Source organism: Streptomyces sp. NPDC041108 (assembly GCF_055592645.1).
In genome coordinates this window covers 374,875-390,451 of the sequence record NZ_JBVIYK010000002.1, presented here as the reverse complement: position 1 = coordinate 390,451, position 15,577 = coordinate 374,875, and the positions used below count along the sequence as shown (strand labels likewise).

Sequence of the window (15,577 nt, the reverse complement as noted above, 5' to 3'; positions counted from 1 at the left end):
AGAGATCGCTCGTGTTTCACCAGAATGCGAGCGACCACTCGTTTTTGTCAATCACGATCCGGAAAGCCGGTGACGACGCGTGCCCGTGAACCAGGAGAAGGAACAGCCGCGCCGCCGCCAGGCCCGCGGCGAGCGCCGTATCGCCCAGCTCCTCGAGGCCGCGGCCACCGTGTTCTGCTCGACGGGGTACGCGGCCGCCAGCACCAACGCCATCGCCCGCGAGGCGGGCGTCTCACCGGGCACGCTGTACCAGTTCTTCCCGAACAAGGAAGCGATCGCGATCGAGCTGAGCGGGCGGCTCATGCACGAGATGCGCGAGACGTACGGCGAGGCGCTCGCCCCGGTGGATCCGGCGACCCCGCTGGAGGAGGCCGTCGCGGCGGCCGTCGACCGCTTCATCGACTTCAACTGCCGGCACCCGGTGGTCTTCACCCTGATGCACGGGCCGGACGTCCCCGGCCGGATCGCCGAGCAGCACGACGCCGTGCACGCGGCCCTGCTCGCCCGGATCGAGACGCTGCTCACCCCGTTCCTCCAGGACGCCCCGGCCGCCGACATCTCGCGCACCGCGCACGTGTGCGTGGCCATGTACAAGGCCGGCCTGGAGCTGGTGCTCGCCCGCGAGGGCGACGAGCGCGCCGCCTACGTGCAGGAGCTGAAGAACGTGCTGTTCCGCTACCTGGAGCCTCTGGCCGGCAACTGCTCGCCGGAGAACCCGGCGAGCGCACCCGGAACCTCGGCCCCCTGACCCGTGCGCCCCGCCGGCCCGGCCGGACCTCTCTTTGATTCATACCCCTAGGGGGTATAAGCTGGACGCCAGGAAGGGTTACTCGAACCCCGTCCGCCCCGACAAGGAGCAACGACATGACCGCCGAGACCGACACCCAGGGTTCCGTCACCGCCGTCTACAAGGTGAGCGGCATGAGCTGCGGGCACTGCGAGGGCGCCGTTTCGGGCGAGATCACCCAGCTCTCCGGCGTCTCCTCCGTGAAGGCCGTCGCCTCCACCGGCGAGGTCACCGTGGTCTCGGCGGCCCCGCTCGACGAGGAGGCCGTACGCGCCGCCGTGGACGAGGCGGGCTTCGAGCTGGTCGGCACGGTCTGAGACCGGACACGGACACCGGCACCGATGCCACGGACACGGACATGACGAGCACGGACATGACGAGCACCGTCGCGGCAGCCCCCGCGGGCGAACCCGTCCGCGAGATCGAGCTGACCATCGGCGGGATGACCTGTGCCTCCTGCGCGGCCCGCGTCGAGAAGAAGCTCAACCGCCTGGACGGGGTCACCGCCTCGGTGAACTACGCGACCGAGAAGGCGAAGGTCACCTACCCCGCGGGGGTCGAGGTCGCCGAGCTGATCGCCACGGTCGTGAAGACCGGCTACACGGCGCAGGAACCACCGCCCCCGGCTCCCCCGGCGACCACCGCGGCTGCGGCGACCACCGGGAGCGACGAGGACCGCGCCGACCCGGAACTCGCCGCCCTGCGGCAGCGGTTCAGCGTCTCGGCGCTGCTCGCCGCACCCGTGATCCTCATGTCCATGGTCCCCGCCCTCCAGTTCGACAACTGGCAGTGGCTCTCGCTGACACTCGCCGCGCCGGTCGTCGTGTGGGGCGGGCTGCCCTTCCACCGGGCCACGCTCACCAACCTCCGGCACGGCGCGGCCACCATGGACACCCTCGTCTCGGTCGGCACGCTCGCCGCCTTCGGCTGGTCCCTGTGGGCACTCTTCCGGGGCCACGCGGGCATGCCGGGCATGCGGCACGGGTTCACGTTCACCGTCACGCGCGCGTCGGCCTCGTCGGCGATCTACCTCGAAGTGGCCGCCGGGGTCGTGGCGTTCATCCTGCTCGGCCGCTATCTGGAGGCCCGCGCCAAGCGGCGCGCGGGCGCCGCGTTCAGGGCGCTGCTGGAACTGGGCGCCAAGGACGTCTCGGTGCTCCGCCAGGGGCGCGAGGTACGGGTCCCGGTGGCGGACCTGGTCGTCGGCGACCGTTTCGTCGTCCGTCCCGGGGAGAAGCTCGCCACCGACGGGACCGTCGTCGAGGGCGCCTCCGCCGTCGACGCGTCCATGCTGACCGGCGAGTCGGTCCCGGTGGACGTGACGGTCGGCGACCCCGTCACGGGCGCGACCGTGAACGCCGGGGGCCGGCTGGTCGTGGAGGCGACACGGGTCGGCGCGGACACCCAGCTGGCACGGATGGCACGCCTCGTGGAGGACGCGCAGAACGGCAAGGCCCAGGCACAGCGGCTCGCCGACCGGATCTCCTCGGTGTTCGTCCCGGCCGTCGTCCTGATCGCGGTCGCCACCTTCGGTGTCTGGCTCGGCGCCACGGACGACACCACCGCCGCCTTCTCGGCCGCCGTCGCGGTGCTGATCATCGCCTGCCCGTGCGCGCTCGGCCTCGCCACCCCGACCGCCCTGATGGTCGGCACCGGCCGGGGCGCGCAGCTCGGCATCCTCATCAAGGGCCCCGAGGTCCTGGAGTCCACCCGCCGCGTCGACACCGTCGTCCTGGACAAGACCGGCACCGTCACCACCGGCCGGATGACGCTCGGGAAGGTGCACACCGCCGAGGACGTCACCGAGGAGGACGTCCTGCGTCTCGCGGGCGCCGTCGAGCACGCCTCCGAGCACCCGGTGGGCCGGGCGATCGCCGCCGGGGCCGAGGAGCGCCTGGGCCCGCTGCCGCCCGTCGAGGGTTTCGAGAACCTGCCCGGGAAGGGCGTACGCGGCCGCGTGGAGGGCCGCGCGGTCCAGGTGGGCCGGATCATCACCGACAGCCCCCTCCCCGAGCCCCTGAGGGCCGCCAAGGAGGCCGCCGAGGCCGAGGGGCGCACGGCGGTCGTGGTGACCCGCGACGGTGTGACACTCGGTGTCGTCACGGTGGCCGACGCGGTGAAGGAGACCAGCGCCGAGGCCGTACGGCGGCTGCGGGCGCTCGGGCTCACCCCGGTCCTGCTGACCGGGGACAACGCACGGGTGGCCCGGTCCGTGGCCGCCGCGGTCGGCATCTCCCCCGAGCACGTGATCGCCGAGGTGCTTCCCCAGGACAAGGTCGACGTCGTGCGGCGCCTCCAGGGCGAGGGCCGTACGGTCGCGATGGTCGGGGACGGGGTCAACGACGCGGCCGCGCTGGCCGCCGCCGACCTCGGGCTCGCCCTCGGCACGGGGACCGACGCGGCGATCGAGGCGGGGGACCTGACCCTCGTCCGCGGGGACCTGCGGGCGGCCGCCGACGCGATCCGGCTGTCGCGGCGCACCCTGTCCACGATCAAGGGCAATCTGGCCTGGGCCTTCGGCTACAACGTGGCGGCGCTGCCGCTGGCCGCCGCCGGATTGCTCAACCCGATGATCGCGGGGGCGACTATGGCCTTTTCGTCCGTTTTTGTGGTAACGAACAGCTTGCGACTCAGGACATTTTCGTGACCGCCGGGCAAAAGTCCCTCTAGAGTCCGGAAGCAGCCTCACATAAGCTCTTCACAAGGCTCGCGCATCATCCTTACGCTGGGGTCTCGATCACCGATTCGCGTCGCTTGCGTATCTTCAGGGGATATGGCGAGAGACGCAGATCACAGTGGTGTGAACGTAACCACCGAAGGGGTTCGTGAGTCTAAGTTGGCGATGTCAGAAGCGTCTTGGGGGGCGTGACTGACATCTGGGGATGTCTTGGGGGACGTTCCCGGAATTGCGTTGCCGGGGCACGTGCACCGGGGAGCTTTGAGCGGCCCTCCCGTACGTACGCGTCCCGGCAGACCGCACACCGCCGCGCACGCACAACAGCTTCATACACAAGCAGGCCGACTTCCGCTCGGCCCGCTCAGCGATTCAGGCGCTGGTCCACCAGACGCCCGGCCGGATCCCGTGGGGGGAATCCGCACCGGGACATGGGAAGGCGCCCTGCACGCCGGCCCGTGGGGGGACCAGCGTTGCAGGGCGCCTTCTCGCATGTTTTTTAGGCTCGGTTCGCCTCCGGGGCGCCTTTTGCCTGTGTCGAGAGCCCGACCGTGCTCGACCCTTCGGGCCTCCGCGCGCCCGGGCTCTCGACACAGGCGCGCCCCTTCGGCTCACTCGCCGTAGGGCGCCCTCTTGTACAGGGGGACGACATGCGGGGCGCGGCCGCCACAGGTCGGCCCGGCAAAGACAGTGGGCCCGTACGGACGGCTCTCCGTGCGGGCCCCTCTGCTACGGGTACTCGGCTCAGCGGGCCTCGACCGGGACGAAGTCGCGCTCGACCACGCCCGTGTAGATCTGGCGCGGGCGGCCGATGCGGGAGCCGGGCTCCTTGATCATCTCGTGCCACTGGGCGATCCAGCCGGGGAGGCGGCCGAGGGCGAAGAGGACCGTGAACATCTCGGTCGGGAAGCCCATGGCGCGGTAGATCAGACCCGTGTAGAAGTCCACGTTCGGGTAGAGGTTGCGCGAGACGAAGTAGTCGTCGGAGAGCGCGTGCTCCTCCAGCTTCAGCGCGATGTCCAGCAGCTCGTCGGACTTGCCGAGCGCGGAGAGGACGTCGTGCGCGGCGGCCTTGATGATCTTGGCGCGCGGGTCGAAGGACTTGTACACCCGGTGGCCGAAGCCCATCAGGCGGACGCCGTCCTCCTTGTTCTTCACCTTGCGGATGAAGGAGTCGACGTCGCCGCCGTTCTGCTTGATGCCCTCCAGCATCTCCAGGACGGACTGGTTGGCGCCGCCGTGCAGCGGGCCCCAGAGCGCGGAGATGCCGGCGGAGATCGAGGCGAACATGTTCGCCTGCGAGGAGCCGACCAGACGGACCGTGGAGGTCGAACAGTTCTGCTCGTGGTCCGCGTGCAGGATGAGCAGCTTGTCGAGCGCGGAGACGACGACCGGGTCGAGGTCGTACTCCTGGGCCGGGACCGAGAAGGTCATGCGCAGGAAGTTCTCGACGTAACCGAGGTCGTTGCGCGGGTAGACGAACGGGTGACCGATCGACTTCTTGTACGCGTACGCCGCGATGGTCGGCAGCTTGGCGAGCAGGCGGATCGTGGAGAGGTTGCGCTGCCGCTCGTCGAACGGGTTGTGGCTGTCCTGGTAGAACGTCGACAGGGCGCTGACCACGGAGGACAGCATCGCCATCGGGTGGGCGTCACGCGGGAAGCCGCGGTAGAAGTTCTTGACGTCCTCGTGCAGCAGGGTGTGCTGCGTGATCTCGTTCTGGAACGTGGAGAGCTCGTCGACGGTGGGCAGCTCGCCGTTGATCAGCAGGTACGCCACCTCAAGGAAGGTGGAGCGCTCGGCCAGCTGCTCGATCGGGTAGCCGCGGTAGCGGAGGATGCCCTGCTCACCGTCGAGATAGGTGATGGCGGATTTATAGGCAGCGGTGTTGCCGTAGCCGCTGTCCAGGGTGACCAGACCGGTCTGGGCCCGGAGCTTCCCGATGTCGAAGCCCGTGTCGCCGACGGTGCTGCCGATCACCGGGTAGGTGTACTCGCCGTCGCCGTACCGCAGTACTACAGAGTTGTCGCTCACGTCATCCCTCACCGACGTAGTGCCTCTTCTTCGAGGTGCCCTGACTGTCTCTACCATCCCCCAATTGGCTCTGGAGAGTGCACTCGGGGTCGACCATCGGGCCCATCGGCGGCACTGAGTGCCGCCAACTTGCTCATCCTGCCCCCTCCGTCCAACATCTGGAAGGGCTGTGTGACCTTTACGACTCGTTTGATCGATCAAATTTCACTCACGGGTCGCACGATCGGCACGAGAGGTTCTCACGAAGCGGGCCCAGGGCTACAAAACCCGTGGTGCGAGCCGGAAGTCGAGAGCCGTGCACCGACGGCCGGCGGAGACCGTGCGGACCGCCTGGCCGATCGCCTTGCGGGAGCCGACCAGGACCACCAGTTTCTTCGCCCTGGTCACCGCCGTGTAGAGCAGATTGCGCTGGAGCATCATCCAGGCTCCGGTGGTGACCGGGATCACCACGGCCGGATACTCGCTGCCCTGGGAGCGGTGGATGGTCACCGCGTAGGCGTGCGCCAGCTCGTCCAGTTCGTCGAACTCGTAATCCACCGACTCGTCCTCGTCGGTGAGGACCGTCAGCCGCTGGTCGACGGGGTCGAGCGCGGTGACGACGCCGACGGTGCCGTTGAAGACGCCGTTCTCGCCCTTGTCGTAGTTGTTGCGGATCTGGGTGACCTTGTCGCCGACGCGGAAGACCCGGCCGCCGAACCGCTTCTCGGGCAGGTCGGGGCGGGCGGGGGTGATGGCCTGCTGCAGCAGGCCGTTGAGGGTGCCCGCGCCCGCCGGGCCCCGGTGCATGGGCGCCAGGACCTGCACGTCCCGGCGCGGGTCGAGCCCGAATCTGGCCGGAATACGACGGGCGGCCACGTCCACGGTGAGCCGGCCGGCCTCCTCCGTCTCGTCCTCGACGAAGAGGAAGAAGTCCTTCATGCCGTCCGTGACCGGGTGCTGCCCGGAGTTGATCCGGTGCGCGTTGGTCACCACCCCGGACTGCTGGGCCTGGCGGAAGACCTTCGTGAGGCGGACGGCGGGGATGGGGCTGCCGTCCGCCAGCAGGTCCCGGAGCACCTCGCCGGCACCGACGCTGGGGAGCTGGTCGACGTCCCCGACGAAGAGGATGTGGGCCCCCGGCGCCACCGCCTTCACCAGTTTGTTGGCCAGCAGGAGGTCCAGCATGGATGCCTCGTCGACGACCACGAGGTCGGCGTCCAGGGGGCGGTCGCGGTCGTAGGCCGCGTCGCCGCCGGGCTTCAGCTCCAGCAGGCGGTGGACGGTGGAGGCGTCGGCGCCGGTCAGCTCGGCGAGGCGCTTGGCGGCGCGGCCGGTGGGGGCTGCCAGCACGACCTTCGCCTTCTTGGCGCGGGCCAGCTCCACGATCGAGCGGACGGTGAAGGACTTGCCGCAGCCGGGGCCGCCGGTGAGCACGGCCACCTTCTCGGTCAGCGCGAGCCGTACGGCCGCCTCCTGTTCGGGCGCCAGCTCCGCGCCCGTACGTCCCCGCAGCCAGGCCAGCGCCTTGTCCCAGGCCACGTCGTGGAAGCCGGGCATCCGGTCCTCGTCCGTGCGCAGCAGGCGCAGCAGCTGGGCGGAGAGGGAGAGTTCGGCGCGGTGGAAGGGGACGAGGTAGATGGCGGTGACCGGGTCACCGCCATCCTGGCCCGGCACCTTCTCGCGGACGACGCCGGGTTCGCCGGAGTCCTCGTCGGGCAGGGCGAGTTCGGCCAGGCACTCGATGACCAGGCCCGTGTCGACCTGGAGGAGCTTGACCGCGTCGGCGATCAGCCGCTCCTCCGGGAGATAGCAGTTGCCCTGGTCGGTGGCCTGCGAAAGGGCGTACTGCAGGCCCGCCTTGACGCGCTCCGGGCTGTCGTGGGGGATGCCCACGGACTGGGCGATCTTGTCGGCGGTGAGGAAGCCGATGCCCCAGACGTCGGCGGCGAGGCGGTAGGGCTGGTTCTTCACGACCCCGATCGACGCGTCGCCGTACTTCTTGTAGATGCGCACGGCGATCGACGTGGACACCTCGACGGTCTGGAGGAAGAGCATGACCTCCTTGATCGCCTTCTGTTCCTCCCAGGCGTCGGCGATCTTCTTGGTGCGCTTGGGGCCGAGCCCGGGGACCTCGATGAGGCGCTTCGGCTCCTCCTCGATGATCTGGAGGGTGTCCAGGCCGAAGTGCTGGGTGATGCGGTCGGCGAAGACGGGCCCGATGCCCTTGACCAGGCCGGAGCCGAGATAGCGGCGGATGCCCTGGACGGTGGCGGGGAGGACGGTGGTGTAGTTCTCCACCGTGAACTGCTTGCCGTACTGCGGGTGCGAGCCCCAGCGGCCCTCCATGCGCAGGGACTCACCGACCTGCGCCCCGAGCAGCGCGCCGACGACGGTGAGGAGATCCCCGCCGCCGCGGCCGGTGTCCACGCGCGCGACGGTGTAGCCGTTGTCCTCGTTGGCGTACGTGATGCGTTCCAGGACGCCTTCGAGTACGGCGAGACGCCGTTCGCCCGGGGGGTTCCCCGCCTGTTGAGCCATGATCCGACGGTACCGCCGGGATCTGACACCGAGGATCGCCCTTCTGCAACTCCGCGCCCTGGCCGCACTCCGGCCACGCCCCCGGCAGGTACCGAGTACATGGTGGCCCCGGAGCGCATCCACGACGCCGACCCTGTCGGACGTGCGTCGGCCGGACGGGAACAGCGGTGCGGCGACGGGCAGCGGACAGCGGACGCGCATAACTGGGGGCTCGTCCCCCATGCCCCTTCACCGCCCGGCGCGGACGCTGAACCCATACGCCGCCGCTTCGACCAGCGGTCGGCACGAGCGTGTCCAACGACAGGAGCAGCATGGCTATGTCGACCCGCAGGGGATTACAGGCGGCAGCGGCGGCAGCGGCGGGTGCCGCGCTGCTGGTGCCCACCGGCCCGGCGTCTGCCGCGACGGGGGTGGTGCAGGCGAGCGCGACGGTGGTGCAGGCCAACGACGCGTTCATCTTCATCAACGCAGCGGCCGGGGAGAGGAACAGGATCTTCATCAACCCGTCCGGCAGCACCGTCACCGTCATCGACACCGGGGCGTCCACTTCCGCGGGGGTGGGGTGCACGCTCAACAGTGACAGTTCCGTCTCCTGCCCGGCCGGCACCCGGACGATCCTCGTCGTAGCCGGCGACCAGCAGGACACCATCGCCCAGAGAACCGGCCTGCGTGCCTCGCTCGACGCCGGACCGGGCAACGACACGGTGTACGCCCAGGACGCCACCGGCCGTCAGTCCATCGCGGGCGGCGAAGGACGGGACACCCTGTTGAGCGGCAGCGGCGCCGACGTCCTCGTCGGGGGACCGGGCGTCGACCTTCTGAGCGGCGGGGCGGGCAACGACATCCTGGACAACGTCGATCAGGCTCCGGGCGACTCCGCCCAGGGAGGGGACGGCAGCGACAGCTGCACGTCGGACTCCGGAGACCAGGAGCTCGGCTGCGAGTCCTGACCTGGCCTCGGGCCGGTCCGTGCCTGTGCCTGTGCCTGTGCCTGTGCCTGTGCCTGTGCCTGTGCCTGTGCCTGACGGCACTCGCTGAGCCCGCCATCAGGCGTCAGATCCTGCCCGATGGGCCGCCCGCTCCGGTTGGCGGCCCATCTCGTCGCGGTGCCTGCTGGGCGGCGCCGCGCGGTACGACGGCCCGCGTGGTGGCGAACGACGGCACCTGGATTCACGAAGGTGTCGCCGCGACGACTCGGCCGAGACGGAACTCGAAGACACGGGCCCCCACGGCACCCCCTGGCCAGGCTGAGGCGCACGCTTGTCCGGAAGCCGTCCAGGTCGAAAGGGATGACGCGCACGAGGATGTGATCCGCTTCGGTGAGTTCGGGAACTCTGGACGAGAAGACCGCCCGTGCGTAATTCTCCGTCTGGAGCATGTCGGAGATGTACAGGATCGCCACTTCCGCAGGAACTCGGCATGATGCTCCAACTCGGCGAGATCCAGGAACGGCGTGGGCAACAGCCCCTGGTACTCCTCCCACCAACCCCGCGACTTGTGCGCGGCCATTGCCACCAGCGAGTCGATGAACCGCGTGTCGGTGCAGGCGTAGTGCGACGCGAGTCGACGCAGCGGCTCTTCGCTCACCCCGATGAGCCCCAGCTCGACGCGGCTGATCTGCACCCTGTTCGCCCCGAGAAGCGCCGCCGACTGCACGGTTGTCAGGCCGGCGGCCTCACGGAGCCTGCGCAGCTCGGCCCGCCGCGCCCGGCCGGGTCGGCAATGCCACCGTGCCCGAAATCTCCCCTCACCCAGCGGAGTTGATGGCCCGTGCCCGAAACCTGGGACTACACCCTCCAGATCCCCAACGACCCCAGAGCCGTCCCCGTCCGCCGTCGCACCCTGCGGTTGATCCTCACCGTGCACGGCTCATCGGGATCGTGGACCTCGCCGAGCTGCTCGCGACCGAGCTGATCTCCCACGCCGTGCGGCACACGAAGGGGCCCGCCACGCTGCGGGTACGGCGGTCGGCGGAGGGCGGTCGGCGGTCGGCGGTCGGCGGAGGGCACGGTGTGGTTCGGGGCGTGGGACACCGATCCCGAACCGCCCCCGCCGCCGCAGCCGTTGGAGGGGGTGGGCCAGCAGGAGGACGGGCGGGGGCTCGGGCTCGTCGTGGCCTGCACGCCGTGTTGGGGGTGGATGCCGTCGGCCCGGTTCGGCGAGCGGGGCAAGTACGTGTGGTGCGAGCCGGCGGCGGCGTGAAACCGGGGGCGGCCCGGGGCCGCCTACCGCGTCACCCGGTAGCGCAGCTGGACGAAGCGTGAGCCGAAGGTGCGGGTCTCCACGAGTTCGAGGTCCACCCGGCGCTCGTCCCGGGAGAAGAACGGAATGCCGCCGCCGACCAGCACCGGATGGACGATGACCTGGTACTCGTCGATCAGGCCCGCTTCGGCCGCCTGCGCGGCGAGCGTCGCGCCGCCGATCGCGATCTCCCCCTCTCCCGGCTCGGCCCGCAACCGCTCGATCTCCTCCGCCAGACCACCGGAGGCCAGGCGGGCGTTGCCCCGCACCTCCGACAGCGTGGTGGAGAACACCACCTTGGGAAGCGGGTTCCAGAGCGCCGTCCACTCACGCTCCGCGTCGTCGAGCATCGTGTCCTGCTCGGCCGTCTCCCAGTACAGCATCGTCTCGTACAGCCGACGTCCCAGCAGGTGGACGTCGACCCCGCGGATCTCGTCGATCCAGAAGCGGAAGACCTCCGGATCGGGGGCCGTCCAGTCGAAGCCGCCGTCCGGCCCGACGATGTAGCCGTCGAGCGAGACGCCCATCGAATAGGTCACTCTGCGCATCGGAAGTCCTCCTCGGTGACGGGGTTCGCCACTATGACCGCCGGACGCGGCCGGACTCATCGCGGCTCGCGGGATTCTCCCGACCGGTCACCTCACGAGCCTCGGCCGTCCGGTCACCTCACGAGCCTCGGCCGTCACCTCATGAGCCTCGGTCACGATTGGATTTCAGCCATCGCCGACCCCTTGTTCCACGCCGTGTAATCGATTCCAATCCTCCGTACCGATCCGATGTAATCGATTCCACAAGGAGGTGGAGCGGCGATGGCGAGCATCAAGGACGTCGCGGCCGAGGCGGGGGTCTCCGTCGCCACGGTGTCGCGGGTCCTGAACGACCATCCGTCGGTCAGTGAGGATGCGCGGGCGCGGGTGATGGCCGCCGTCGAGGCGCTGGGGTATCGGCCCAACGCCGTCGCCCGGTCCCTGCGCACCGACCAGACCCACACCCTCGGGCTCGTCATCAGTGACGTGATGAACCCGTACTTCACGGAGCTGGCGCGGTCCGTCGAGGAGGAGGCGCGGGCGCTCGGGTACAGCGTGATCATCGGGAACGCCGACGAGCGGCCCGAGCTGCAGGATCACCATGTCCGGACCCTGCTGGACCGGCGGATCGACGGGCTGCTCGTGTCGCCGACCGACGGGGGCTCGCCGCTGATGCTGGACGCCGTGCGGGCGGGGACGCCGATGGTGTTCGTGGACCGGTGGATCCCGGGGGTGGACGTGCCGGTGGTCCGCTCCGACGGGCGGGCGGCCGTGCGGGACCTCGTCGCGCACCTGCACGGGCTCGGGCGGCGGCGGCTCGCGATCATCGCCGGTCCGGCCGCGACCACGACCGGGCGGGAGCGTGTCGAGGCGTTCCGGGAGGCCCTCGCCGAGCACGGGCTGCCGTTGCCGGACGCCTACATAGGGCAGGGCGACTTCCAGGCCGAGAGCGGACGGCGGGTGACCGAGGGGTTCCTCGACCTGCCGGAGCCGCCCGAGGTCGTCTTCGCCACCGACAACCTGATGGCGCTGGGCGCGCTGGACGCCGTCCGCTCGCGCGGGATGCGGGTTCCGGAGGATGTCGGGCTGGCTGCCTTCGACGACATCCCGTGGTTCGTGCACACCGATCCGCCGATCACGGCGGTCGCCCAGCCCACGGGCGAGCTGGGACGGGCCGCCGTACGGGCCCTGGTCGACCGCATCGAGGGGCGGCCCCCGCAGTCCGTCACCCTGCCCGCCCGTCTCGTCGTACGCCTCTCGTGCGGCGAATCCCCTCCCTCGGAGAAATCCCCCGTGACGAACAGGAGCACGTCGTGAGCGACCCGGACGAGTTGCTGCGCATCGAAGGCATACGGAAAACCTTTCCCGGAGTGGTCGCGCTGGACGGCGTCGACTTCGATCTGCGCCGGGGCGAGGTGCACGTCCTGCTCGGCGAGAACGGCGCGGGCAAGAGCACGCTCATCAAGATGCTCTCCGGCGCCTACACACCCGACGCGGGACGGATCCTGGCCGGCGGCGAGGAGGTGCGCATCCATGGGGCGCAGGACTCCGAGCGGCTCGGGATCGCCACCATCTACCAGGAGTTCAACCTCGTACCGGATCTGACGATCGCCGAGAACATCTTCCTGGGGCGGCAGCCGCGCCGCTTCGGGATGATCGACCGCAAGCGGATGGAGGCCGACGCCGCCGCGCTGCTGGAGCGGGTCGGCGTGAAGGTGTCGCCGCGCGCGCGGGTGCGTGAACTCGGCATCGCGCGGCTGCAGATGGTCGAGATCGCGAAGGCGCTGAGTCTCGACGCGCGCGTGCTGATCATGGACGAGCCGACCGCCGTGCTGACGACCGAGGAGGTCGAGAAACTCTTCGCGATCGTGCGCCGGCTGCGCGAGGACGGGGTCGGCATCGTCTTCATCACGCACCACCTGGAGGAGATCGCCGCCCTGGGTGACCGGGTGACCGTCATCCGGGACGGCAGGAGCGTCGGGCAGGTGCCCGCCTCCACGCCGCAGGACGAGCTGGTACGGCTCATGGTCGGGCGGTCCATCGAGCAGCAGTACCCGCGGGAGCGGGGGGAGTCGGGCGAGGCGCTGCTCGTCGTCGAGGGGCTCACCCGGGACGGTGTCTTCCACGACGTGAGCTTCGAGGTGCGGGCCGGTGAGGTCGTCGGCATCGCGGGGCTCGTGGGCGCCGGCCGTACGGAGGTCGTGCGGGCCTTGTTCGGCGCCGACGCGTACGACAAGGGGGCCGTGAAGGTCGGCGGTTCCGCTGTTCCCAAGGACGACGTGGGCGCCGCCCTGGCCGCCGGGATCGGGCTCGTGCCCGAGGACCGCAAGGGCCAGGGGCTGCTGCTGGACGCCTCCGTGGAGGAGAACCTCGGACTGGTGACCCTGCGGGGCGCCACCCGGGGCGGGTTCGTCGACCTCAAGGGGCAGCGGGCGAACGCTGCCCGGGTCGCCGAGCGCCTCGGGGTGCGGATGGCCGGGCTGCACCAGCACGTGCGCACCCTCTCCGGCGGCAACCAGCAGAAGGTCGTCATCGGCAAGTGGCTCCTGGCGGACACCAGGGTGCTGATCCTCGACGAGCCGACGCGCGGCATCGACGTCGGCGCGAAGGTCGAGATCTACGAACTGGTCAACGAGCTGACGGCCGCAGGTGCCGCCGTACTGATGATCTCCAGTGACCTGCCCGAGGTGCTCGGCATGAGCGACCGGGTGCTGGTCATGGCCCAGGGGCGGATCGCGGGCGAACTCGCCGCCGCCGAGGCCACCCAGGACGCCGTGATGGCGCTCGCCGTCTCCAACCCCACCATCCTTATGACTGAAACGGAGGCCCCCGATGGCCGCTGACACGCTCAAGAGCACGCCGGGCGCGAGGGGCGCCTCGGGACCGTCGGGGCTTCGCCGGCTCCTGCTCGACAACGGCGCGCTGACCGCGCTCATCGTCCTCGTCGTCGCCATGTCGGTGCTCTCCGGCGACTTCCTGACGGCCGACAACCTGCTCAACATCGGCGTCCAGGCCGCCGTCACCGCGATCCTCGCGTTCGGTGTGACCTTCGTTATCGTCTCGGCGGGCATCGACCTGTCGGTCGGTTCGGTGGCCGCCCTGTCGGCGACCGTGCTGGCGTGGAGCGCCACGTCGGAAGGCGTACCGGTCCCGATAGCCGTGCTCCTCGCCGTCGTCACCGGCATCGCGTGCGGACTCGTCAACGGCTTCCTGATCTCGTACGGGAAGCTGCCGCCGTTCATCGCGACGCTCGCCATGCTGTCGGTGGGGCGCGGTCTGTCGCTGGTGATCTCACAGGGCAGCCCGATCGCGTTCCCGGAGTCGGTGTCGCACCTCGGGGACAACCTGGGCGGCTGGCTGCCGGTGCCGGTCCTGGTGATGCTCGTGCTGGGCGGTGTGACGGCCGTGATCCTGGGCCGTACGTACATCGGGCGTGCCATGTACGCGATCGGCGGCAACGAGGAGGCGGCCCGTCTCTCCGGTCTGCGGGTGAAGCGGCAGAAGCTCGTCATCTACGCCCTGTCCGGGCTGTTCGCCGCCGCCGCGGGCATCGTGCTCGCCTCCCGGCTCTCCTCCGCGCAGCCGCAGGCCGCGCAGGGCTACGAGCTGGACGCGATCGCGGCGGTCGTCATCGGCGGCGCCTCGCTGGCCGGCGGTACGGGCAAGGCGTCGGGGACGCTGATCGGCGCGCTGATCCTGGCGGTGCTCAGGAACGGCCTCAACCTCCTGTCCGTGTCGGCCTTCTGGCAGCAGGTCGTCATCGGTGTCGTCATCGCGCTGGCGGTGCTGCTCGACACCGTGCGGCGGAAGGCGGGGGCGACCCCGGTGGCGGCCGGTGCCGGGGGTTCCGGAGACCGGAAGAAGCAGGCGGTGACGTATGTGCTGGCCGCGGTGGTCGCGGCGGCGATCGTGGGCGCGACCTCCTTCCTGCACGGCGGGTCGTCGGCGGCGAAGAGCGAGAAGATCGGGCTGTCGCTGTCGACGCTCAACAACCCCTTCTTCGTGCAGATCCGGGCGGGCGCCCAGGACGAGGCGAAGAAGCTGGGCGTGGACCTGTCCGTCACCGACGCGCAGAACGACGCCTCGCAGCAGGCCAACCAGTTGCAGAACTTCACCAGTGAGGGCCTCGGCACGATCATCGTCAACCCGGTGGACTCCGACGCGGTGACCCCGGCGGCGAAGGCCGTCAACAAGGCGGACATCCCGCTGGTGGCCGTCGACCGCGCGGTGAACGGCGCGAACACGGCCGCGCTCGTCGCCTCCGACAACGTCAGCGGCGGCAGGCTGGCCGCCAAGTCGCTCGCCGAGAAGCTGGGCGGCAAGGGCGAGATCGTCATCCTCCAGGGCCAGGCGGGCACCTCCGCCAGCCGGGAGCGCGGCGCCGGCTTCGCCGAGGGGCTGAAGGACTACCCGGGCATCAAGGTCCTCGCCAAGCAGCCCGCCGACTGGGACCGCACCAAGGGCCTCGACGTGATGACGAACATGCTCCAGGCCAACCCCGGCGTCGACGGCGTCTTCGCGGAGAACGACGAGATGGCGCTCGGCGCGATCAAGGCGCTCGGCTCCAAGGCCGGGAAGTCCGTCCAGGTCATCGGCTTCGACGGCACCGCCGACGGGCTGAAGGCCGTCGAGGCGGGCACGCTGTACGCGTCGGTCGCGCAGCAGCCCGCCGAGCTCGGCAGGATCGCCGTGCGCAACGCGGTGAAGGCCGCCGAGGGCGAGAAGGTCGCGCAGTCGGTGATGGTGCCGGTGAAGGTGGTCACGTCGGAGAACGTGGCCGGGTTCGGCGGCTGACAC

At 70.3% G+C, this 15,577-nt stretch carries 10 protein-coding genes and 2 pseudogenes; 8 read left to right on the top strand and 4 right to left on the bottom strand.

What is annotated here, in order from left to right:
* Positions 1-79 precede the first annotated feature (79 nt).
* The 3 genes from ACZ6BB_RS07660 (at position 80) to ACZ6BB_RS07650 (ending at position 3,434) form a co-directional block, all read left to right on the top strand.
* A complete protein-coding gene (locus ACZ6BB_RS07660; protein WP_471614393.1) occupies positions 80-748 on the top strand; it encodes a TetR family transcriptional regulator in 669 nt (222 codons plus the stop codon).
* A 116-nt stretch (positions 749-864) separates the two neighbouring features.
* A complete protein-coding gene (locus ACZ6BB_RS07655) occupies positions 865-1,104 on the top strand; it encodes a heavy-metal-associated domain-containing protein (RefSeq protein WP_471614392.1) in 240 nt (79 codons plus the stop codon).
* 41 nt (positions 1,105-1,145) lie between these two features.
* On the top strand, positions 1,146-3,434 hold the full coding sequence (locus ACZ6BB_RS07650) for a heavy metal translocating P-type ATPase (RefSeq protein ID WP_471614391.1): 2,289 nt from the start codon (positions 1,146-1,148) through the stop codon (positions 3,432-3,434).
* A gap of 771 nt (positions 3,435-4,205) precedes the next feature.
* On the opposite strand, the gene ACZ6BB_RS07645 is transcribed toward ACZ6BB_RS07650, so the two are convergent.
* Positions 4,206-5,495, bottom strand: a complete 1,290-nt coding sequence (locus tag ACZ6BB_RS07645; protein ID WP_390804141.1) for a citrate synthase — start codon at positions 5,493-5,495, stop codon at positions 4,206-4,208.
* A 258-nt stretch (positions 5,496-5,753) separates the two neighbouring features.
* Positions 5,754-8,012, bottom strand: a complete 2,259-nt coding sequence (gene recD2, locus ACZ6BB_RS07640; protein ID WP_471614390.1) for an SF1B family DNA helicase RecD2 — start codon at positions 8,010-8,012, stop codon at positions 5,754-5,756.
* 311 nt (positions 8,013-8,323) lie between these two features.
* Here recD2 and ACZ6BB_RS07635 point away from each other — a divergent pair, with 311 nt between their 5' ends.
* Positions 8,324-8,962, top strand: coding sequence for a calcium-binding protein (locus ACZ6BB_RS07635; protein WP_471614389.1), 639 nt, complete (start codon positions 8,324-8,326; stop codon positions 8,960-8,962).
* Here ACZ6BB_RS07635 and ACZ6BB_RS07630 read toward each other — a convergent pair.
* Positions 8,872-9,767, bottom strand: a pseudogene (locus ACZ6BB_RS07630) (Scr1 family TA system antitoxin-like transcriptional regulator). The gene ACZ6BB_RS07635 and the pseudogene ACZ6BB_RS07630 overlap by 91 nt on opposite strands.
* Before the next feature lie 15 nt (positions 9,768-9,782).
* Here ACZ6BB_RS07630 and ACZ6BB_RS07625 point away from each other — a divergent pair.
* A pseudogene (locus ACZ6BB_RS07625) lies at positions 9,783-10,214 on the top strand (ATP-binding protein).
* A gap of 23 nt (positions 10,215-10,237) precedes the next feature.
* On the opposite strand, the gene ACZ6BB_RS07620 reads toward ACZ6BB_RS07625, so the two are convergent.
* On the bottom strand, positions 10,238-10,801 hold the full coding sequence (locus tag ACZ6BB_RS07620; protein ID WP_471614388.1) for a dihydrofolate reductase family protein: 564 nt from the start codon (positions 10,799-10,801) through the stop codon (positions 10,238-10,240).
* A gap of 261 nt (positions 10,802-11,062) precedes the next feature.
* Here ACZ6BB_RS07620 and ACZ6BB_RS07615 point away from each other — a divergent pair, with 261 nt between their 5' ends.
* Genes ACZ6BB_RS07615 through ACZ6BB_RS07605 form a run of 3 tightly spaced genes read left to right on the top strand, consistent with a single transcriptional unit; the run spans position 11,063 to position 15,574 of the window.
* Positions 11,063-12,097, top strand: coding sequence for a LacI family DNA-binding transcriptional regulator (locus ACZ6BB_RS07615; RefSeq protein ID WP_471614387.1), 1,035 nt, complete (start codon positions 11,063-11,065; stop codon positions 12,095-12,097).
* Positions 12,094-13,623, top strand: coding sequence for a sugar ABC transporter ATP-binding protein (locus tag ACZ6BB_RS07610; protein WP_471614386.1), 1,530 nt, complete (start codon positions 12,094-12,096; stop codon positions 13,621-13,623). The genes ACZ6BB_RS07615 and ACZ6BB_RS07610 overlap by 4 nt, the downstream gene beginning before the upstream one ends.
* A complete protein-coding gene (locus tag ACZ6BB_RS07605; protein ID WP_471614385.1) occupies positions 13,613-15,574 on the top strand; it encodes an ABC transporter permease/substrate-binding protein in 1,962 nt (653 codons plus the stop codon). Before ACZ6BB_RS07610 ends, ACZ6BB_RS07605 begins: the two co-directional genes overlap by 11 nt.
* Positions 15,575-15,577: the final 3 nt, after the last annotated feature.